The 19,140-nt window shown below is 60.7% G+C and carries 18 protein-coding genes and 1 tRNA gene; 10 read left to right on the forward strand and 9 right to left on the reverse strand.

Annotation, left to right across the window (positions count from 1 at the left end; all coding sequences use genetic code 11):
- The first annotated feature begins 1 nt into the window (after nucleotide 1).
- The 4 genes from GLL_RS05420 (at nucleotide 2) to GLL_RS05435 (ending at nucleotide 2,960) form a co-directional block, all read left to right on the forward strand.
- Entirely contained in the window at nucleotides 2-214 is a 213-nt protein-coding gene (locus tag GLL_RS05420; protein WP_011141046.1) for a DUF2555 domain-containing protein, read from the forward strand.
- Nucleotides 215-218: 4 nt separating this feature from the next.
- Nucleotides 219-1,379 carry a homospermidine biosynthesis protein gene (locus tag GLL_RS05425; RefSeq protein ID WP_011141047.1) on the forward strand — a complete coding sequence of 387 codons (1,161 nt, stop codon included), beginning with the start codon at nucleotides 219-221 and terminating at the stop codon, nucleotides 1,377-1,379.
- Between the two features lie 129 nt (nucleotides 1,380-1,508).
- On the forward strand, nucleotides 1,509-2,516 hold the full coding sequence (locus GLL_RS05430; protein ID WP_164928667.1) for a hypothetical protein: 1,008 nt from the start codon (nucleotides 1,509-1,511) through the stop codon (nucleotides 2,514-2,516).
- Nucleotides 2,517-2,522: 6 nt separating this feature from the next.
- Nucleotides 2,523-2,960 carry a PIN domain-containing protein gene (locus GLL_RS05435; protein WP_011141048.1) on the forward strand — a complete coding sequence of 146 codons (438 nt, stop codon included), beginning with the start codon at nucleotides 2,523-2,525 and terminating at the stop codon, nucleotides 2,958-2,960.
- Nucleotides 2,961-3,014: 54 nt separating this feature from the next.
- Here GLL_RS05435 and dusB read toward each other — a convergent pair whose 3' ends face one another.
- Genes dusB through GLL_RS05450 form a run of 3 tightly spaced genes read right to left on the reverse strand, consistent with a single transcriptional unit; the run spans nucleotide 3,015 to nucleotide 5,028 of the window.
- Nucleotides 3,015-4,043 (reverse strand): tRNA dihydrouridine synthase DusB, encoded by a 1,029-nt coding sequence (dusB, locus tag GLL_RS05440; protein ID WP_011141049.1) that lies wholly within the window; start codon nucleotides 4,041-4,043, stop codon nucleotides 3,015-3,017.
- A gap of 11 nt (nucleotides 4,044-4,054) precedes the next feature.
- The gene (locus GLL_RS05445; protein ID WP_011141050.1) at nucleotides 4,055-4,381 is read right to left on the reverse strand and encodes a heavy metal-binding domain-containing protein; all 327 of its coding nucleotides are present in this window, start codon (nucleotides 4,379-4,381) and stop codon (nucleotides 4,055-4,057) included.
- Between the two features lie 17 nt (nucleotides 4,382-4,398).
- Nucleotides 4,399-5,028, reverse strand: coding sequence for a hypothetical protein (locus GLL_RS05450; protein ID WP_164928668.1), 630 nt, complete (start codon nucleotides 5,026-5,028; stop codon nucleotides 4,399-4,401).
- 242 nt (nucleotides 5,029-5,270) lie between these two features.
- On the opposite strand from GLL_RS05450, the gene GLL_RS05455 reads away from it, so the two are divergent.
- The gene (locus GLL_RS05455; RefSeq protein WP_011141052.1) at nucleotides 5,271-5,513 is read left to right on the forward strand and encodes a hypothetical protein; all 243 of its coding nucleotides are present in this window, start codon (nucleotides 5,271-5,273) and stop codon (nucleotides 5,511-5,513) included.
- 66 nt (nucleotides 5,514-5,579) lie between these two features.
- Here the strand turns inward: GLL_RS05455 and argH are convergent, their stop codons facing one another.
- A complete protein-coding gene (gene argH, locus GLL_RS05460; RefSeq protein WP_011141053.1) occupies nucleotides 5,580-6,986 on the reverse strand; it encodes an argininosuccinate lyase in 1,407 nt (468 codons plus the stop codon).
- Nucleotides 6,987-7,178: 192 nt separating this feature from the next.
- On the opposite strand from argH, the gene glnA reads away from it, so the two are divergent.
- Entirely contained in the window at nucleotides 7,179-8,597 is a 1,419-nt protein-coding gene (gene glnA / locus GLL_RS05465; RefSeq protein ID WP_011141054.1) for a type I glutamate--ammonia ligase, read from the forward strand.
- A 64-nt stretch (nucleotides 8,598-8,661) separates the two neighbouring features.
- On the opposite strand, the gene GLL_RS05470 is transcribed toward glnA, so the two are convergent.
- A complete protein-coding gene (locus GLL_RS05470; protein WP_011141055.1) occupies nucleotides 8,662-9,114 on the reverse strand; it encodes a nucleoside deaminase in 453 nt (150 codons plus the stop codon).
- Nucleotides 9,115-9,124: 10 nt separating this feature from the next.
- Nucleotides 9,125-9,197 (reverse strand) — tRNA-Gln (locus GLL_RS05475).
- Nucleotides 9,198-9,290: 93 nt separating this feature from the next.
- Between GLL_RS05475 and GLL_RS05480 the strand changes: the two genes are divergently transcribed.
- On the forward strand, nucleotides 9,291-9,893 hold the full coding sequence (locus tag GLL_RS05480) for a hypothetical protein (RefSeq protein ID WP_164928669.1): 603 nt from the start codon (nucleotides 9,291-9,293) through the stop codon (nucleotides 9,891-9,893).
- Between the two features lie 42 nt (nucleotides 9,894-9,935).
- On the opposite strand, the gene GLL_RS05485 is transcribed toward GLL_RS05480, so the two are convergent.
- Genes GLL_RS05485 through GLL_RS05495 form a run of 3 tightly spaced genes read right to left on the reverse strand, consistent with a single transcriptional unit; the run spans nucleotide 9,936 to nucleotide 13,408 of the window.
- Nucleotides 9,936-11,900, reverse strand: a complete 1,965-nt coding sequence (locus tag GLL_RS05485) for a S8 family serine peptidase (RefSeq protein ID WP_164928670.1) — start codon at nucleotides 11,898-11,900, stop codon at nucleotides 9,936-9,938.
- A gap of 19 nt (nucleotides 11,901-11,919) precedes the next feature.
- Nucleotides 11,920-12,564: a hypothetical protein gene (locus GLL_RS05490; protein ID WP_164928671.1), complete on the reverse strand. Its 645-nt coding sequence runs from the start codon at nucleotides 12,562-12,564 to the stop codon at nucleotides 11,920-11,922.
- Entirely contained in the window at nucleotides 12,551-13,408 is an 858-nt protein-coding gene (locus tag GLL_RS05495) for an RNA polymerase sigma factor (RefSeq protein ID WP_011141059.1), read from the reverse strand. The genes GLL_RS05490 and GLL_RS05495 overlap by 14 nt, the downstream gene beginning before the upstream one ends.
- Nucleotides 13,409-13,641: 233 nt before the next feature.
- Between GLL_RS05495 and GLL_RS05500 the strand changes: the two genes are divergently transcribed.
- The 3 genes from GLL_RS05500 (at nucleotide 13,642) to GLL_RS05510 (ending at nucleotide 18,800) form a co-directional block, all read left to right on the forward strand.
- The gene (locus GLL_RS05500) at nucleotides 13,642-14,727 is read left to right on the forward strand and encodes an FG-GAP repeat domain-containing protein (protein ID WP_164928672.1); all 1,086 of its coding nucleotides are present in this window, start codon (nucleotides 13,642-13,644) and stop codon (nucleotides 14,725-14,727) included.
- A gap of 37 nt (nucleotides 14,728-14,764) precedes the next feature.
- Nucleotides 14,765-15,748, forward strand: coding sequence for an FG-GAP repeat domain-containing protein (locus GLL_RS05505; protein ID WP_011141062.1), 984 nt, complete (start codon nucleotides 14,765-14,767; stop codon nucleotides 15,746-15,748).
- A 124-nt stretch (nucleotides 15,749-15,872) separates the two neighbouring features.
- Nucleotides 15,873-18,800 (forward strand): CHAT domain-containing tetratricopeptide repeat protein, encoded by a 2,928-nt coding sequence (locus GLL_RS05510; RefSeq protein WP_011141063.1) that lies wholly within the window; start codon nucleotides 15,873-15,875, stop codon nucleotides 18,798-18,800.
- The last annotated feature ends 340 nt before the right edge of the window (nucleotides 18,801-19,140 follow it).

The raw sequence follows: 19,140 nt of genomic DNA on the forward strand, positions 1-19,140 counted from the left end.
TATGGCCGTGGTCACCCCCAGCACCACCAAGACCCTCGCGGACTGGACGCCCCAAGAAGTGGCAGAGCTGGCCCGTCGCCTCGAAAACGACGATTACGAGCACGCCTTCGACGCCCTCGCCGACTGGCAAGTGCTCAAGGCCCTGCAGTATCGTCGTCCCCAACTGGTCGATGCCTACGTGCATCTGCTCGAACTCGAAGAGGACGAATCGTAACCCCATGGCCAAACATCGCTTTCTGGCGGGCAAAAAGATCGACCCCCAGCCGATTGGGGCGGGCATCTCGGTGAGTGCCCTCATCGACAACACGTTTTTGGCTTACAACGCCGGCCGGCTGCGCGAGGCGGCCCGGCTTTTAGTCGAGCGCATGCTGCGTCCGGGGGTGACTGTAGGCGTGACTCTGAGCGGCGCGCTCACGCCCACGGGATTGGGTATGGCGGCGATTATTCCGCTCATGGAAGCGGGGTTTATCGATTGGATCATCTCCACGGGCGCCAATCTTTACCACGACACCCACCACGGCATCGGCCTCGATTTGCGCCGCGGCCGGGCCGATATTTCCGACGTGGTCCTGCGCGAAGAGGGCGTGGTGCGCATCTACGACATCTTCTTCGACTACGACGTCTTGCTGTCGACCGACCGCTTCTTTCGCGAAATCTTTAAAGCTCCCGAGTTTCAAGCCGCCATGGGCACGGCCGAATTTCACTACCTGGCGGGCAAGTACATCGCTGAGCGCGAGCGGCAGTTGGGCCTGGAGAATAAATCGCTGCTTGCCGCGGCTTATCGTCTCGGGGTGCCCATCTACACCTCCAGTCCCGGGGATTCTTCGATCGGCATGAACATCGCGGCGATGGCCCTCGACGGCAAAGGTCCGCGCCTCGATGTCTCACTCGACGTCAACGAGACCGCGGCCATTGTGCTGGACGCCAAGCGCTCCGGGGGTGAGAGCGGGGTCTGGATTCTCGGGGGCGGTTCACCCAAGAACTTCATGCTCCAGACCGAACCGCAGATCCAAGAAGTCCTGGGCATTCAAGAAAAGGGGCACGACTACTTTTTGCAGGTGACCGACGCGCGGCCCGATACTGGCGGTCTGTCGGGGGCTACCCCCTCCGAGGCGGTCTCCTGGGGCAAAGTGGATCCCGACCGGCTGCCGGACACGGTGGTCTGCTACGTCGATTCGACGATTGCTCTGCCGCTACTGACCGCCTACGCCTTGGATAACGCTGAGTCCCGCCCGCTCAAGCGCCTCTACGACCGCCGGGGCGAAGTGATGGCCAAGCTCAAAGCCGAATACGAGGCGGCCCAGGCGGCTGGGGGAAGAGATCACAATGTGGGCGAACCGGCTCCCGAGCACATATCCTCGCAGGCCGCCGGCCGTTAGGTTTGTAAGCTGGGAAGGTAAAACCTTGGTTTGCTAGTGCTCATCTCCCAGTGTTCAGGGTAAGCACCTAGTAAATAGGAGTACGATAGTGTTCGAGGTTGTATTGAAATAACCTGCTTGAGGAATATCATGATAGGCCCCGAACTTCTTAATACTCTACTTAGTATTCTGCAGAGTCTTGGCACTACTCTGATCGCTTTCTTATTTAGATATTACTTGAACGAATTGAGTGACAATCGCACCTTAAGCAGGCTCCGTACAACTGGAGTGATAACGATCCGTAGCACAAAGCGTGATGATGCCGAAAAGTCTAAGCGTCGCACTCAACAGATCGTTGCAGTGCTATTTACTGCTGTTCATGTTACTCTGTCATCCTTGTTGCTTTTCCTCGTTGCCTCTATAAGTATCAGTCCTTTACTATTTGCACTCTCTATTGTGAGCATATTCATCTTTGCTCTAACCATCAATGACGTTTGGACGAGGGCATTCGATTCCGCAGCGAGATTTAAACCGCAAGCGGAAATCGAGCTTACTTCGGATGTCGTCGCAATCAAAGACCAGATTAAGTCGATTATGATGCAGTTAAGAGCTTCATTGTTCTGGGATGATGGAGAAACACTCGGATACAAGATGCCTGGAGGTCTTCTCCGCTCTGAGAGAATGCTTGTATTCAAGATCACAAACAGTAAAAACTTACTTTTGGAGGTGTGTGGCTGCAAAATTCTAGGAAGCAGCAAAGAATTTAAGGGGCCTAGCGATGGTTCATTCCTTGAAGATGCTTTGAATGTACAAAGTTTTATCGATCTCTTCTACGCTAGCAGTGTTCTTGCACAGGATGAATCGAAGTATTTGCCTATTAGCCCGGCAAGCAAAGGGTTGCATCCGTATGCGAACAATCTCAGTAGCTTGGACGAAAGTAGCAGTTCTGAACTGAACTGGAGCGAATTGGGTAACCGAGAAGTGTCTGTAGTGAAAAGGCACGGTAGAGTAGCAGGCTTTTATCTTCCTGTAAACACTGCTACCAAAGAGGAGATCCGGCAGGCTCATTTACAATTTGAGCAAGCATTAGAGCAAGTTTTGAAGGAAAGTAACCTTACCGAAGACGAACTGAACAAATTACTGGATCTCTCGAGTTGATCCGCTGTGCTCTTAGTGATCGATGCGAACATTCTGGTCGGTGAATCCCTACGAAAGCGCGGACAGGAACTCTTTTCTAACCCTGCACTCGAAATATTTGCAACCCAGAAAGTCGTAGAAGAATACGAATACGAGCTGGCAAAGCGCATGGAAGCAATGGTCCGAAAGGGCAATCAGAACTTGCAGAGTGCACAAGCTCTACGCGCCGCAGCCATCCAGTGCATCGAGAAGAATATTCAGCCAGTTCCTGAGCCCATATATCTCTCCAATAAAATGCAGGCCTTGCTGCGCATCCCCCGTGATCCTCAGGACTGGCCCACGGTTGCCTTGGCCTTGGTCCTGGAGGCCGGAATATGGACTGCTGATGGAGATTTTTTGGGGTGTGGACTGCCAACTTGGACAACAGAAACCTTGTCGGCATACTTGGCTAGCAATACCTCGTAATGCTTGAAAGTTGTACCATTAAATCCTAGGCATTCGCACCGGTTGCCACGAGCTCTAATTTGCACTCAATACCGGCTTCGCTTCCAGACGCTCGATGGCCTCGTTCAGCAGCCTTTCTCCCTCGGGTACAGTCTCAATGCACATCAGTTGGGCGCGCAAAGCCGCCGCTCCGGGAAAGTCGCGCACGTACCAGCCCATGTGCTTGCGCGCCCGGCGTACCCCCGGCGCTCCGAGATAGTCAAAAAGCAAGTGGAGATGGACACAGGCCATCTCCAGGCGCGCGCGGGGTGTCGGATCGGGTAGTCGCTCGCCGGTGCGCAAATAGTGATCGATCTGACCCACCAAGTGCGGAGCCCCCATCGTGCCGCGCGCGCACATGACGCCGTCCGCTCCGGTCAACTCCAGACAGCGAATCGCCGCGTCGATTGAGAAGATGTCGCCGTTGGCGATGACTGGGATGGCCAGTTGCGCTTTGACCCGGGCTATCCACTCCCAGCGGGCGGTGCCTTCGAAACTCTGGGCGCGGGTGCGGGCGTGGACCGTGAGCATCTGGGCGCCGCTTTCTTGCATCAGGCGCGCAAATTCGAGGATATTGATCTCCCCGTCGCTCCAGCCCAGGCGCGTCTTGACGGTGACCGGCAGGCTTACCGCCGCCGCGACTACGGCGACGATTTTGGCCGCGGTGGCCGGATCGCGCAGGAGCGAGGAGCCGCCGCCGTTTTTGGTGATCTTGTTGACCGGGCAACCCATGTTGATGTCGATCACATCGGCACCCTGGGCCTCGGCGACGCGCGCCGCCTCCGCCAGAAAGTCGGGGCGGCAATCGAACAGCTGGATGCCGATGGGCGTCTCGCCCGGCGCGATGTCCATGATCTGGGGCAGCGAGCGGCTGTAGTGCAGCCCCGAAGCGCTCACCATCTCGGTGTACAACAGCGAGTGCGGCGCATAGCGGCGCACCAGTTGCCGAAACGCCTTGTCGGTCACCCCGGCCAGGGGCGATTGGAGCACGCGGCTGGCGAAGCGGTGCGAACCGATGGTGAGGGGTGAAGCGAGGCGTGCCCGGTGGGTGGCGGACAGTTCCATGGGGGGTTCCCTCAGCTGAGTTTGACGGCGGTGCCGGAGACGGAGACCATCAACATGCTGCCCCCTTCGGGAACGGCGATAGTTTCGTAGTCGATGTCGACGCCAATCACCCCATCGGCGCCCAGTTCGCGCGCCTCGCGGGTCATCTCGTCCATGGCAATCTGGCGGGCTTTGCGCAATTCGCGCTCGTAGGCGGCGGAGCGGCCTCCCACGATGTCGCGGATCTTGGCAAAAAAGTCGGCGAAGACGTTGGCGCCCAGGATAGCCTCGCCGGTCACGACACCCAGATAACCCTGGACCGGGCGGCCTTCGATGGCGGTGGTGGTGCTGATAATCACAACAGGATGCTCCCGATTCACAGCAAGGTCTGCAGATAAGTTTGCACGATCGTCTCCAGCTTGCTCATAATCTCCTGCTGCTCCTGGGGATTGAGCCCGGTGTTGCGCAGCTCCAGGATCAGCTCGCCCTTGCGCTTGGGAAGACCGACGAAGCCTTTGTGGCCGTTGCGAAAGTCGGAGGCCGCAAATTCGCCGGCAATCCCCGCCAGATTAAATAATTCCGCCTCGCTGCGCTCGGGCACCAGACCCACGGACTGCTTGCACACCAGGCGCAACTGTTCGATTTCGGGCCGCTCCACGATGAGCTTTTCGAGTTTGGCAAGCCGCCCATGCCAGTGGCGTTCCTCTTCGCCTTCCTCGCGCTCCATGCGCTCTTTGAGCAGGCGATTGTAATTTTCAAACAGGACGGGAGTGACACTCTGCTCCCAATCGCGAATGCGGCTGAAGACCGTGTGGATACTGCGGACGATCTTGGGTGTCGGGTTGTACGGAACCGCCTGACGGTTTGGCCCGTGCGGGTTGTAGCCCAGCATGATCCGCCGCAGGGTGTTTTGCGTAATGTTGCGTTCACCGGTGTACTGATCGACCGAAAGCAAACAAAAATCCGTCTGGGTCATGCGGGCTTCGTTGAGAAAATTCTCCAGCAATTGCCCAAGAGGGAACTGACGTTTTGGAAGTGCACCATTCATTGCCGTTTACGTGTATACGGTGATACTATGTTATCCCATCGGCGGTAACTTACCGGTGCAGGCACCCCCGGGCATGGGAAGGCGATCCCCGGTGCCGCCCGACACAATCCGTGGGATTTTTCACACTTTCGTGAGATTTTACTGGAAATACGCTCGGAGAGCGTGTAGTATTTCTCGCAGTCCTTCTCTTAAAATAATCTATGTCAGCGGACGATACATTTGCCAATGCGCTCGAGGTGATCCAGTGCCTGCCGCTCGGTGATCCGCGTGTGCTCGACGCCTGCCGCAGGCTCGGGGAGATCACCAACGACCTGCAAAGCGCGATGGCGGCTGAGACCGACCTGGAGCAAGCCTGTGCCCTTGTCGAAGAGCACGCTCACGACAGCGCGCGCAAGGCGGCAAGCTTTCTTATCGAGGTGTTGCGCCTCGCCCACAACCTCTAATGGCGCGGGTTTTCGCCATGTCTTACCGACTTATGCCGCTGGACATCCAGTAGACAATTTGTCCACTTAATGGGCCGAAGCGGAGGGGAAATGTCCTTGCCAGCGGGCCTCGGCGCGCCCGAGGGCGGCGCGCACCTGCTCGAAGCCGGTGCCGCCGTAGCTGTTGCGGGCGGCCACCACCGTTCTGGGGGTGATAGCCGCGTAGAGATCATCGTCGAAGGCCGGATGGAAGTGCCGCCACTGGGCAATGGGCAGATCCCGCAGCAGTGCATTTGATTTTAAGCAGTGCTTGACCACTGCGCCGATGACGCCGTAGGCCTCCCGAAAGGGTACCCCCTTGCGCACCAGATAGTCGGCGGCGTCGGTGGCGTTGGAGAAATCTTCTTCGACAGCCCCGGCAAGCCGGTCGGGCTGAAAGACGATGCCTTCGGCCATCAGAATCGTCATCGCTTCTAGAGAACTTTCGACCGAGCGCGCCGCGTCGAAGATGCCCTCTTTGTCCTCCTGCAGGTCTTTGTTGTAGGCGAGCGGCAACCCCTTGAGCACGGTGAGCATCCCCATCAGGTGGCCGAAGATGCGGCCCGTCTTACCGCGCACCAGTTCCGGCACGTCCGGATTTTTCTTCTGGGGCATCAGGCTGGAGCCGGTGGCACAGCGATCGGTGAGGGTAAGAAAGCGAAATTCTTGCGAAGCCCAGAGGATGATTTCTTCTGAAAGCCGGCTCAGGTGCACGGCAATCAGGCTCGCTGCCGCCAGAAATTCGACCACATAGTCGCGGTCGCTCACCGCATCGAGCGAATTTTCGCTGAGGGCGACAAAACCCAGAAGCCGGGCGGTGTAGTGCCGGTCGATGGGTAGGACCGTTCCGGCGAGCGCCCCGGAACCGAGCGGACAGACGTTGACGCGCTCGCGGATCTGCGTCAGCCGCTCGATGTCGCGCTCGCCCATCTCGATGTAGGCAAGCAGGTGGTGGGCGAGGCTCACCGGTTGTGCCCGCTGCAGGTGGGTGTAACCGGGAATGAGCGTCTCGACGTGGCAAGCGGCCAGATCCAGCAGGGTGCGCTGAAATACGCCAAGTCGGCCGACAATCCGGTCGATACGCTCGCGCAGCCACAGCCTGAGGTCGGTACCCACCTGATCGTTGCGCGAACGGGCCGTGTGCAGTTTCTTGCCCACCTCGCCCACCAGTTCCACCAGCCGCCGCTCGACGGCATAGTGCACATCCTCCTGTTCAAGACCCGGGCGGAACTGACCGGTGCGCCACTCCGAGCGGATCTGCTCAAGACCACCGACTAGAGCCTCAGCCTCCGCTTCGCTGAGGATGCCGCTATGCGCCAGCATCCGGGCGTGGGCCGCCGAGCCGCTCAGGTCGTACTCGATAAGCTCGATGTCGAAGCCGATGCTCGCATTAAAGGCGGCGACGGTCGGGTGCAGGCCCGCTTCAAAGCGGGCGCTCCAGGGGGTGGCGGTCATGGTGAACAGCAGACAGACAACTTCATCAGCATATCCTCACGCCGCTGCCGAAGCCTCCCGTAGCACACCCGAAGAGCGTATCTCAGACTACAAAACACCTCCCCGACCCTCCTTAGTATGGGTTGGCCCTGCCCTGGCCGGCTTGGCTCCACTCTTTCACTTGGCCCACTACAGCTCTAGGAGAGCCTCGACATGGCGAAGACTCCCGATGACGTTCTCAAGATGATCCAGGATGAGGACGTCAAAATAGTTGACTTAAAATTCATCGATTTGCCGGGCACCTGGCAGCATTGTTCGTTTGCCACCAACCAGATCGATGCGGATGCTTTTGCCGAGGGCATCCCCTTTGACGGTTCGAGCATCCGTGGCTGGAAGGCCATCAACGAGTCGGACATGTTGATGGTGCCGGATCCGAGCACGGCGTTCATCGATCCGTTCTTCAAAGAGACGACTTTGAGCCTTACCTGCTCGATCCGCGAGCCGCGCACGGGCGAACCCTACGGCCGCGATCCGCGCACGATTGCCGCGAAGGCACTTGAATATCTCAAAGGCACCGGCATCGCCGACACTGCCTACTTCGGTCCCGAGGCGGAATTTTTCATCTTCGACGATGTGCGGTTCGATCAGACCCAGAATGCGGGCTACTACTATCTCGACTCGGTCGAAGGCAACTGGAACACCGGCCGCAACGAAGGTCCCAATCTAGGCTACAAGCCCCGCAACAAAGAAGGGTACTTCCCGGTTGCCCCCACCGATTCGATGCAGGATATCCGCACGGAGATGCTGCTCACCATGGGCAGTCTGGGGGTGCCCATCGAGAAGCACCACCACGAAGTGGCCTCCGGCGGTCAGGCCGAACTTGGGGTGCGCTTTTTGTCGATGGTGGAGGCGGCGGACGCGCTGCAGATCTACAAGTACGTGATCAAAAACGTCGCCCGCAAGCACGGCAAGGTAGCGACCTTCATGCCCAAGCCAATCTTTAACGACAACGGCACCGGCATGCACACCCACCAGTCGCTCTGGAAGGACGGCCAGCCGCTGTTCGCAGGCGACAAGTACGCCGACTTGAGCGAAATGGCGCTCTACTACATCGGCGGCCTGCTCAAGCACGCCCCGGCGATTCTGGCCTTTTCCAACCCGACCACCAACTCCTACAAGCGCCTGGTGCCCGGTTTCGAGGCGCCGGTGAACTTGGCCTACTCCCAGGGCAACCGCTCCGCTTCGATCCGCATCCCGCTGAGCGGCAAGAGCCCCAAGGCCAAGCGTCTGGAATTCCGCTGCCCCGACGCCAGCTCCAACGCCTACATCGCCTTTGCGGCGATGCTGATGGCGGGTCTGGACGGCATCAAGAACAAGATCGACCCGGGCGAGCCTCTCGATGTCGATATTTACGAGCTGTCCGCCGAGGAGTTGGCCAAGGTGCCCTCCACCCCCGGTTCGCTCTCCGAAGCCCTCAAGGCGCTCGAAGAGGACCACGCTTTTCTGACCGAGGGCGGCGTCTTCAGCGAGGAGCTGATCAACGTCTGGATCGAGTACAAGCTCGAAAAAGAAGTGATCCCGATGTCGCTCAGGCCCCACCCCTACGAGTTCTCGCTCTACTTCGACGTCTAAGCGACGCCTGAGCGGTAACTTTCGCCCCGGCGGCTACGGCTTGGCCGGGGTTTTGATTTTTCGGTTACCTTTGCTCCTCAAACCACCTGCAAAGCAAATCCCGGCAGGCCCGCTCTTCAATGCCTGCAACAACGGGCAGGCGGTGGAAGCTTACGGCGCTCGCCGGTAAGTTGAGCACCGAACCTACTGCTCCGGCTTTGGGATCGTCGGCGCCGTAAACGAGCAGGCCCAGGCGTGATTGCAAAATCGCACCGGCGCACATCGCACAGGGCTCCAGGGTGACGTAAAGCGTGCAGTCGGTCAGCCGCCAGTCGCGCAGCTTCGCGCAGGCGGCGCGCATCGCCACGATCTCGGCGTGGGCGGTCGGGTCATAGTCGCGCTCGCGGCGGTTGGCGCCGGTAGCCAGGAGCACTCCGGACGCATCCACCACCAGCGCACCGACGGGTACCTCCCCCACCCGGCCCGCCTCGCGCGCCAGCTCCAGGGCCATACCCATCCACTCGCTGTGACTTTTCACTTGGGCTTAGCTGGGGAACTAGGACTCGAACCTAGAGACTTCAGGGCCAGAACCTGACGTGTTGCCAATTACACCATTCCCCAATGGCTTATCCAAGCTCGCACACCGCTTTGGGCAGTGTCAAGCTGCGACCCTCTCTGTATGCTGTGAAAATCGACCGCTCTACAGGTGCACGCATGCTCTCGCAGATCGTTCGCCCGATGGTGCATACCCAGATCCGGCTTCTGGCCGGTTCCGCAGCGCCGCGCTCGACGCTGGTCAATTTGCTTTCGCAGTGGCTCGGGTTCCTCGGGGTGCGCGCCCGGGTCACCCACCTGGAACCGGACACCAACCGCATCTACGTCTCTTTTTGCGTCGAGAAGCCTGAAGCCTGCGACCCCCACGACTGGCAACACATCCTAGGCAAACTTCAGCGCACCCCAGGAATGCCCACCGCCGCTCCGTTCGAGCCCACCCCCACCCAGCAGAGCCAGCTGCACCGCCTGCTCGCCCACATGATCCAGGCGGGCCAGGGCGAGGGGCCGATTCCCTGGGAGAATCTGAGACCCCAACTGATGGCCCTCGGTTTCGACGAGGCGACCTTGGCTGGGATCCGTTCGCATCTATCCAGTCCACAGCCGCTCGAAGCGGTGCTCGCGGAGCTCGATCCGGATGTGGCTGCCCTCGCCCTAGCCAGGGCCGTCGGTATCGCCATGCTTGATCGCCGCATCAACCCCTCAGAAGACAGTGCCCTCACTGCGCTGCTGCAGGCGATGGGGCGCAGCAATTCTGGAGATTAGCCCGACCCGCTCGTTCGACTTGCGGATTGCTTCGCAGGCTTACTAGTGGTCGACGGCCGTCAGAAATTGGGTGTTGCCGTTGGCGGAGACCACCGCGCCGATCGCCGCTACCGGGTCGATGCCGCCGGCTTCACCGCGGCCGGCGGTGCGCTTGAGCAGCTCACGGATCTCAGGCGGCTTGAGATCCGGCTGGAGGCTTTTGAGCATAGCGACCACTCCACTCACAAAGGGCGCGGCAGCGGAGGTGCCGCGCAGCAGCGCTCCGGCGTCGCGGGCGAGCACGTCGGGGCGGGGTACGCCGTCTAGTTGGGGACCGCGGCCGCTGTGGGGGACGATGGCGAACTTGCCCCCCTTGGCCTCCAGGGCACCGACCATTAGACTCTGGGCGGCGAGGGCGTAGGGGGCGGCGCTGATGCTCGCGGCGTTGCTGGGCGATTCGAGCACGGCTGCCTGGCTCACACCGACCCGCAGCGCCCGGCCGCGCATGGTCTGGGGGGGCATGGCGCTACCGACCGCGATCGCAAAATATTCACCGCCGCCGGTGACCGGGATGAAGCCGGGCTTGCCGAAGTTGGCGGAGCCGGGCCGGGCCAGCCGCAGCACCTCCTTGGGCGGCTTGCTGCCCAACTGGTTGTCGTTGGAGAAGCCTACGACTTTGTCGGAGCGCGCCTCGCGCACTTCGAGGGTCAGATCGCTCGCACGCCGGGCCACCGGAGCGTACTCGTCGTCCCAGGCGACGAAGACCTGATTGTCCGGTAACCGGCGCGGCCAGAAAAAGCGGATCTGGGTCTGCCGCTGCGGCCCCAGCAGCAGCCTGCGGCCGTCGAAGCGGCCGCCGTCGGGAAGGTAGGCAAGCGAACGGTTGTAGTTGCCCGCCGCCACCACCAGCGAAGTGCCGCGCTTGGCGAGCTTGCGGCCTAAAGCCTGGGCGAGCGGGCCGTCGCCGCGCAAAAAGCTCTCTTCAGGAATCGCCTTACCCAGCGAGACATTGATCACATCGGCCTCCAGCGCCAACGCCCGGTCGATCGCCCGGTAGACGTTGCCGCCGGGAGCACTGCCTACCGAGAGCAAAATCAACTGCGCCTCAGGGGCGACCGCTCGGAGAATGGCGGCGACGGCGGTGCCGTGGGCCTTACCGGCGGCACTTTCGCCGCGCACCGCCCCGACCGTTTCGGCGTACAGCACCCCGCCGCCGCCGGCGAGTCGTGGGTCTTTGGGATCAAAGTCGCCGTCGATGACAGCCACTTTGACGCCCTTGCCCGTCCAGCCGCGCTGGTGCAACTTGGCCACATCGGCGGGGCTGTCGATCCGGGCCGGCAGTCGAGGAGCCTGCTGTTGTTCTTCTTCGCTGGGAAGCGAAATTCCCAGTACGCACTCCTGGGCGGCGAGTTGTTCGAGCCGCTGGGTAGCTACTGCTCCCACTACCCGGTCGTAGGCGATTGCCTGCGGGTCGAGGCCGAAGCTTGCGAGGGTTTGCCTTTGGGCTGCGGTAAGGTCGGGATGCAGGGTGACTTCGACTTCGAGTGCTGCCGGGTTACCTCCGGGACGGCCGCCGTCCAGGGCGGCCAGGTAGCTGGCGATGGTCGAATCCATCTTGGTGAGGTGCCGGTCGTCGATGTGTACGACAAAGTCGAGCCGGGACAGCGCCCGGAGCACCCCCGGCGTCGCCGCCAGCGGCGAGCCGCCCCGCACGGCCCGCGCCGCATCGATGCCCAGATCTTCGAGTTTGATGCGCTGGGTTTCGCTCAGCGCGGGCAAGGCGAAGACGACCACGTCAATTTTCGCCTCCGGTTTGCCGCGCACGGTTTTGCGCCGGCTAAATTCGAGCACCCGCGGCCCGAGGCGGCTTATGGTCTCGTCCGCTCCGGCCCCCGCCGGTTGGGCGTTTACCGCTACCCCCGGCCACAGGCCGAAAAGGGCGGCAAGCAGGAACTGGATTGCGACAACCCGCCCGCCCAGCCCCAGGGCGCCGGCGCGCAGATTGTGTAGTGAGAAACCCGACGACATGCCCGACCACTCCACCGATCTAAAGACTTTCCAATTGAACCGCTTCGTCGAAGCGCACGGGCAGCACCTGGGCGGGACGCAGTTCGACGACCGCGACCGCTGTGCTGCCCTGGCGGGTCTGCATTTTGCTGGCCAGCGGGGCACTGGTGGCCTGGATGCGGTAGGTGCGGCCGTTCAAAATCAGCGATTCGAACTTCAGCACCGCATGGGCGGCATCGACGGGAACCAACGAACCGACCAGGGCGGTACCCGCCGGAAAGGAGACCGCTCCCACCCGCCCTTCGACCGGCAGGCGCACCGCCGTATTGGCCACCAGCGTCTCGGCGGGCGCCCGGTAAACCACTTGGCCGCGGGCGCCGCGCTCCAGCCACAGCGGAAAGCGCACCGGCTCGGGCACATCGGTGAGGCTCTGGGGCTCTGAGAATTCCTCGGTGTGGGGCGCCGGAGCGAGCAGCAGCCCCGGCAGGCGGCCCGTCAGCACCACCGCCAGACCGGCTGCCGCCAGGGAGGCCGGGGCTGCCCACAGCCACGGCGAGGGGGTGCGCCGGGACGGACGGGTCTGCGGTGGTGCACCGGCTGGGCGGTGCCGCCCCGGGCTGCGCACCCAGCCGGAATTTTTGATCAGGGTCGGCAGCGCCTTTTCGAAGCGATCAGGGTTCATCATGGGGGTCTCCAAAGATCTCCTTGGCAAATCGAGTTCCATCGCAGTCGTGACAAAATGATTCTCCCAACAGCGCCACCAGTCGGTTGCGGATGCGCCCGAGCCGCCGGGTGACGGCCGCCCGGGTCACCCCCAGCGAGCCGGCGATCCGCTCGTGGCTTTCGTCGAAGGCGTAGGCGCGCTCGATGAGCACCTGCTCCTCCGGCGTGAGTGCCTCGATAGCCTGCCGGAAACGGCAGGCGCACTGCTCTTCCAACAACTCAAAATCCGGTGAACTTCCCCTCGACACCAGCACATCCTGCAGAACGGCATCGCCGCCCTGGCCGAGCGGCGTATTCAGCGAAGCGGGGTTGGCGAGCGCCTGGGCCTGGGTGCGCGAGCGCTCGGCGCGCAGCCCCAGGTTCCGGGTGCGCCCCCAATAAGGGTTGTCGCGGCGCTTCAGTTCGGCAAAAGTCGTGCGCAGTACCGTGGCCTTCAGCCAGGTGCCAAACCCGGCCCGCGCCGGGTCAAAGTTGTCTAGTTCCCCGGTCGTCAGCCGGATGAGCACCTCCATGACAAAATCCTCCGCATCGAGAGGACGGCTGCCCAACTGCCAGAAATCTTTGCGCTTGAGAAACGCCCGGCTAAATCGCGCCACTTCCTCGACAAAGACGTTCAATCCCGCTTCGCGCAACGCCCCGTCGGCGGACTCGACGGCCTGCAACCGGGCGGACAGAGCATAATCCCGATTGCAGCAGCTTGCCTCCCGCTGCCGCAACAGCGGCTTCAGATTGCCTGCCAGGCGATCGAGGTCGGTTACGGCCATCTGCTTCACATTTTCGAACAACGGTGCAACAGCACTTTCCATGGTTCGCTATCCATCGAAACACTCCCGGAGCGGCAACCTGTGTCCGAATGTCCGGCCTTCTTCAAGTCGCGGGTCGGACAGCGTGGTATCCTACCTGCCCATGGGCAAAAGGCCGACCGGCGGTTACCTCGAAGGCCAACAGGTCGATGCCCGGGCAAAGTTGTTCGCCTTCGCGCACACCCGCGTGGTAACCGAACCCCTCAAAATGACCCATGTGCACTTATAGAACGAGAATGAAGCACGACAAGGAGCAAGGTATCTTGATATTCCAAAGGGCATTCGCTGCTTCTCGCCCCCGCGGGCGATCGGCGCTTTATCGCCTGGGGCCTGGGCTGCTGGCCGCCTCGGGCCTGTGCGCGGCTTTGGCGGTCTTCAGTGCTTCAGCACCCGCCCAATTGCCCGCCTGCGCGCGCACCGACTTCAACTGCGACGGCAAACCCGATGTAATCTGGCGTAACTTGGGTACCGGCGCCGAGGCGGGCAACAATCTGGTCTGGTACATGGACGGCCTGACCTACCTCTCGGCGGCCAACCTGCCTGCCCAACCCGATCTCAATTGGCAAATCGGCGGCACTGGAGACTTCACGGTCGACGGCAAGACGGACATCGTCTGGCGCGACTCCGGCACCGGCCTGAACTACGTCTGGTCGCTGGAAGACGACGACGATGACGATGATGACGATGACGACGATGATGACTTCGAACAGATCCCGCTACCGGCGGAGACGGATCTCGACTGGCAAATTGTCGCGGTGGACAATTTCGGCAACAACGCCCAACCGGACATCCTCTGGCAGAACACGGCCACCGGCGAAGTGCGCATCTGGTACATGAACGGAGCCGTGCGCGTCTCCACGACCATCCTTGGGGCGGAGAGCGACCTCAACTGGCGGATCGCGGGGGCGGGCGACTTTAACGGCGACGCCAAGCCGGACATTCTCTGGCGCAACTACGGCAGCGGCAGCGAGGCCGGCGCTCACCGCGTCTGGTATCTGGACGGCACCACCTTCACCGAGTCGGCGACCTTTTCGCCGGTGACCAATCTCGACTGGGAGATCGTCGGGGTGGGCGACTACGGTAAGCTTCAGAGCGGTGCTATCCCGCAGGTCGTCGCAGGCCAGGACGGCCAGACCGACATCGTCTGGCGCAACAAGGTCACCGGCGAGAGTGCCATCTGGCTGATGAACGGCATCACCTTTAATCTCACCGGCTACCTGCCCCAGGTGGTCAATGTCGCGTCTTTGAACGCCGCCAACGGACTTCCGAGCACAACGCAAATCCAGGGCACCCCCAGCCCCTGGTCGGCAATTACCAAGTAAGACTTCTGCCCAGGTTGTAGCGAAGGAGCATTTTTTCATGAAGATTTTCGACATTCCAGGTGTAATAGGTCAGGCGATTGGCGTCCGGGGGGGCCTGCTGATCGCGTCGATGGCCGGTGTGGCGCTGGTGCTGGCAAGCACCTCCGCACCCGCCCAGACCGCCTGCGTCCAGAGCGATTTTAATTGCGACGGCAAGCCGGACATCCTCTGGCGCAACTACGGCACTTTTAACGCCGGCAAAACCGGTGTGTGGTTCATGAACGGCACTACCTATCTTTCGTTCGCCGATCTGCCGGTGGAGACCAATCCCGACTGGCAGATCGTGGGCACGGGCGATTTCAACACCGACGGCAAACCCGATATCATCTGGCGCAACAAGGCCACCGGTGCGAATTCCGTGTGGCTGATGAACGGCACCCAACGCCTCTCGACGGTCACCCTGCCTGCCCAAAGCGATCTGAACTGGCAGATGGTGGGCGTGGGCGACTTCAATGCCGACGCCAAGTCCGACTTGGTCTGGCGCAATAAAGCCACGGGCGAAAATTCCGTCTGGTTGATGAACGGCACCACCCGCACTTCGACCGTCGCGTTGCCCGCCTGGACTGGCACCGCCTGGCAAGCCGTGGGTGTGGGCGACTTCAACGCCGACAAAAAGCCCGACTTGCTCTGGCGCAATAGCACCACCGGCCAGAACACCGTCTGGTACATGAACGGTACCACCCGCACCTCGACCGCCAACCTGCCCACCCAGGCCGATCTCAACTGGCAAATCGGCGGCGCAAAAGACCTCAACAACGACGGCAAAGCCGAAGTCCTCTGGCGCAACCAGACCAGCGGCGAGAACGCCGTCTGGAACCTGAACGGCACAAAAGTCTCCTCGACACCCTTCTTGCCGCCGGTGAACGTTTACGCACCGGTGGATCGCACGGCCAGCAAGGGCTTGGCGAACACCCCCCAAACACAGGGGAAAAATTCGTTCTGGTTTTTCGACTCACAAGCTATAAACTACAGCCAGAATTGAGGTTGAATGCGGACGCTCTAAGCGAGATGGTTGTTCACCTGCTTACACAGTACCCTGGGCTGATGATGCGTGCTCGGTAGAAAGCGACTATTATCGCAGCTGACTCCTCCTCTCGCCTGAGTGCATGGGACTGCTGGAGAAAAGGCTGCAGGTGACCAACAAAAGTAAAGCAAGTAAGGTCAGGGCTCTGTCTACCTATGGGGCGCGACTAGGTTTGCTAATTGGCTTTCTTTTCAGTTCTCTCCACCCGGTCGATGCCCAGCACCAAACCGGTGATGTCAGTGCATCAGCTTTGCGACTAGAAGAAGCAAAAGATCTAAGTACTCAGGTGGAAAAGCTGCGGGACAGTGGTAAGTATGCAGAGGCGGTTCCACTGGCCCAGCAAGCCTTGACAATTCGAGAAAGCACTCTTGGCCCGCAGCATTCAGAAGTGTCTACAAGCCTGAACGACTTAGCTGTTCTCTACATCCGCAAAGGAGAGTATGAACAGGCTGAACCCCTGTTGCGTCGAGCTTTGGCAATACGCGAGGAAACCCTGGGTATACAACACCCGGATGTGGCCAGAAGCCTAAGTAACTTTGCAGCTCTCTATAATAGCCAGGGCAAGTATGTTGAAGCCGAACCCTTACTGCTCCGTGCTTTAGCCATACGGGAGCGCTCTTTAGGCTCAGAACATCCAGATGTAGCTAGAAATTTAAGCAATCTTACTACTCTATACGGCAACCAGGGCAAATATGTTGAGGCTGAACCCTTGCTGCGTCGTGCCGTGGCAATTCTGGAGAAAGCTTTCAGCCCAACCCATCCTAACGTGGCCATGGGTATCAATAATCTCGCTGAACTATACAGAAACCAAGGGGGGCAATATGCAAAAGCGGAGCAGTTGTTCCGTCGCTCTTTATCGATCCTGGAAAGCACCCTTGGGCCTGAACATCCAAACGTAGCCCTCAGTTGTAGTGGTTTAGCTGATCTGTACCGGGACTGGGGCAAATATGATTTAGCGGAACCACTTTACAAGCGTTCTTTAACTATCGTCGAGAAAGCTCTAGGGCCTGAGCATCCGCGAACCGCTACGAGTCTTAATGACCTAGCAACACTGTATCTATACACAGGCAGATATGTACAAGCTGAACCCTTATTCAAACAAGCGCTGGCCAGCCGGGAAAAAAGCCTTGGAGCGGAACATCCAGATGTTGCCCAAAGCCTGTACAATCTTGCTGAATTCTACGGTAGCCAGGGTCGGCTTTCCCAGGCAGAGCCCTTGCACCTGCGAGCTTTGGCCATTCGCGAAAAGGCGCTTCCTGCGGACCACCCGGCTATCAGTGAATCTTTGCAGGAGTTGGCCATACTCCAGGCCCGGCAGAAAAAACTCGGTCCGGCTGTACAGCTACTCAATCGCAGTCTCAACATTCAAGAGCGCAACCTGACGCTTGCTCTCAGTACCGGTTCAGAGAAGCGCAAGCGCGATTACCTGACGACCGTGGCCAGGACCACCGATACCGCTCTCTGGTTTCATCAGCAAGTTGCGTTACAGGATGCGGAGGCAGCGCGCCTGGCAATGACCACTGTCTTGCGCCGCAAAGGACGACTGCTCGATGTCCTCAGCGATACCAACACCGCACTGCGCCAGCGTCTCGAACCCAACGAGCAGAAACTGCTGGATGAATTGACGGCAACCCGTTCCAACTTGGCGGCTCTGGTTTTCCGAGGATTGGAAGACGATACTCCCGAACAGTACCGGGCAAAGGTGGCAGCTCTGGAGACCCAGGCGGAGCAGTTGGAGGCCAACCTCAGCCGCCGCAGTACTGAGTTCGTCCGGCAGAGCACCTCAGTGACGCTCGAATCGGTTCAGCGACGGTTGCCAGCGGACACAGCCTTGGTCGAGATCGTTCAGTACCGACCGCTAAATGTACAGGCGGCGGAGCGGAACAAGCAATTTGGAGCAGCGCGATACGCCGCTTATCTGCTGGACGGACAGGGCAGATTGCAGTGGTTGGATCTGGGAAAGGCTAGAGATCTCAATGCGGCTGCCACGGCACTGCGCCAGCGTCTACAGGATGGCGAGCGCTCGGCGGCAAAGCTCAAACCCCTGGCCCGCCGCCTCGATCAGCAGTTGATAGCCCCCATTCGCCGCAAACTGGGCAATACCCGCCAGATCTTGATTTCCCCGGACGGATTGCTTAATTTGTTGCCGATTGCCGCCCTGGTCGACGAGCGCAACCGCTATCTGGTCGAGAACTACACGATTAGCTACCTGAGTTCCGGTCGGGATTTGCTCAGACTGGGCCGCTCACAACCTGCGGCCCAATCCGCGCTGATCGTTGCCAATCCCAACTTCGACAATGCCGAAGTCGCCCGGACGCGCTCGGCGGGGGAGGAGCGCAAGCGCAGTGCCGAACCGGTCGCGGCGGATCTGGGCAAACTGCGCTACGATCCGCTGCCGGCTACGGCCGAGGAGGCGGAGGCGATCGCCGGGTTGCTGCCCGAGGCGCGGGTGCTCACCGGCAGAAATGCTACCGAGAATGCTCTTAAGCAGGTGAAGGGACCGGGGATTTTGCATATCGCCACCCACGGGTTTTTTCTGGAGGCAGCTGAGGAGCAGGTCAAAAATCCACTGCTGCGCTCGGGACTGGTCCTGGCCGGGTTCAACCAGCGCGACAGCGGCGGCGACGATGGGGCGCTCACGGCTTTGGAGCTGTCGGGGCTGAATTTACAGGGCACCCGGCTGGTGGTGCTTTCGGCCTGCGAGACGGGGTTGGGGGAAATCGCGAGCGGCGAAGGGGTCTATGGCCTGCGGCGGGCGCTGACGCTGGCGGGGGCGGAAAGCCAGTTGGTGAGTCTCTGGCAGGTCGAAGACGAGGGCACCCGCGATCTGATGGTGCAGTACTACCGGCAGTTGCAGCAGGGGGCAGGCCGCGGCGAGGGGCTGCGCAAAGCTCAGCTCAACTTGCTCAAAAGCAAGCAGTACAGCCATCCGTACTACTGGTCGTCCTTTATTCTCTCGGGGGACTGGCGACCGGTACAGGGGCTTTTTCAGAGCACAGCAGGGCGATAGGGCCGGGCGCTGGGAGGCAACTTTGCGCTTCGCGATGCGGTTGGAGCGATTTTTGGTTGCCCAGATAACGGCTGGTCGGCTGGCAACTTTGATGGGTAAGGGTTTTTATCGTGGCATCTGGCAGTTGGTTTTGCACGAGGGTCTGTGGAGCGAGAGGCGGAACCCCCTTCGGGTTCCCCTCTCGCGCTCTCCAACCTCCCCGCCTCGCGGGGCGTGCCACCCCCCCGACACCCCCCCGGACTTATTGGCGAGGTCGGCGGGAGAGGGGGTGGGCGGGCTTGGCCGATGTTTCTGGGGCTGGCACGCTTTGCGGGGAGACTGCGGCCAGGCGTGGTGCAAA

The organism is Gloeobacter violaceus PCC 7421 (assembly GCF_000011385.1).
GTDB lineage: Bacteria > Cyanobacteriota > Cyanobacteriia > Gloeobacterales > Gloeobacteraceae > Gloeobacter > Gloeobacter violaceus.

Bases quoted from the DNA above. Each gene is read 5' to 3' on its own strand.
- GLL_RS05420 (WP_011141046.1), top strand. From the start codon at position 2: ATGGCCGTGGTCACCCCCAGCACCACCAAGACCCTCGCGGACTGGACG.
- GLL_RS05425 (WP_011141047.1), top strand. From the start codon at position 219: ATGGCCAAACATCGCTTTCTGGCGGGCAAAAAGATCGACCCCCAGCCG.
- GLL_RS05430 (WP_164928667.1), top strand. From the start codon at position 1,509: ATGATAGGCCCCGAACTTCTTAATACTCTACTTAGTATTCTGCAGAGT.
- dusB (WP_011141049.1), bottom strand. From the start codon at position 4,043: ATGGAACTGTCCGCCACCCACCGGGCACGCCTCGCTTCACCCCTCACC.
- GLL_RS05455 (WP_011141052.1), top strand. From the start codon at position 5,271: ATGTCAGCGGACGATACATTTGCCAATGCGCTCGAGGTGATCCAGTGC.
- argH (WP_011141053.1), bottom strand. From the start codon at position 6,986: ATGACCGCCACCCCCTGGAGCGCCCGCTTTGAAGCGGGCCTGCACCCG.
- glnA (WP_011141054.1), top strand. From the start codon at position 7,179: ATGGCGAAGACTCCCGATGACGTTCTCAAGATGATCCAGGATGAGGAC.
- GLL_RS05480 (WP_164928669.1), top strand. From the start codon at position 9,291: ATGCTCTCGCAGATCGTTCGCCCGATGGTGCATACCCAGATCCGGCTT.
- GLL_RS05485 (WP_164928670.1), bottom strand. From the start codon at position 11,900: ATGTCGTCGGGTTTCTCACTACACAATCTGCGCGCCGGCGCCCTGGGG.
- GLL_RS05490 (WP_164928671.1), bottom strand. From the start codon at position 12,564: ATGATGAACCCTGATCGCTTCGAAAAGGCGCTGCCGACCCTGATCAAA.
- GLL_RS05495 (WP_011141059.1), bottom strand. From the start codon at position 13,408: ATGGAAAGTGCTGTTGCACCGTTGTTCGAAAATGTGAAGCAGATGGCC.
- GLL_RS05500 (WP_164928672.1), top strand. From the start codon at position 13,642: ATGAAGCACGACAAGGAGCAAGGTATCTTGATATTCCAAAGGGCATTC.
- GLL_RS05505 (WP_011141062.1), top strand. From the start codon at position 14,765: ATGAAGATTTTCGACATTCCAGGTGTAATAGGTCAGGCGATTGGCGTC.
- GLL_RS05510 (WP_011141063.1), top strand. From the start codon at position 15,873: ATGGGACTGCTGGAGAAAAGGCTGCAGGTGACCAACAAAAGTAAAGCA.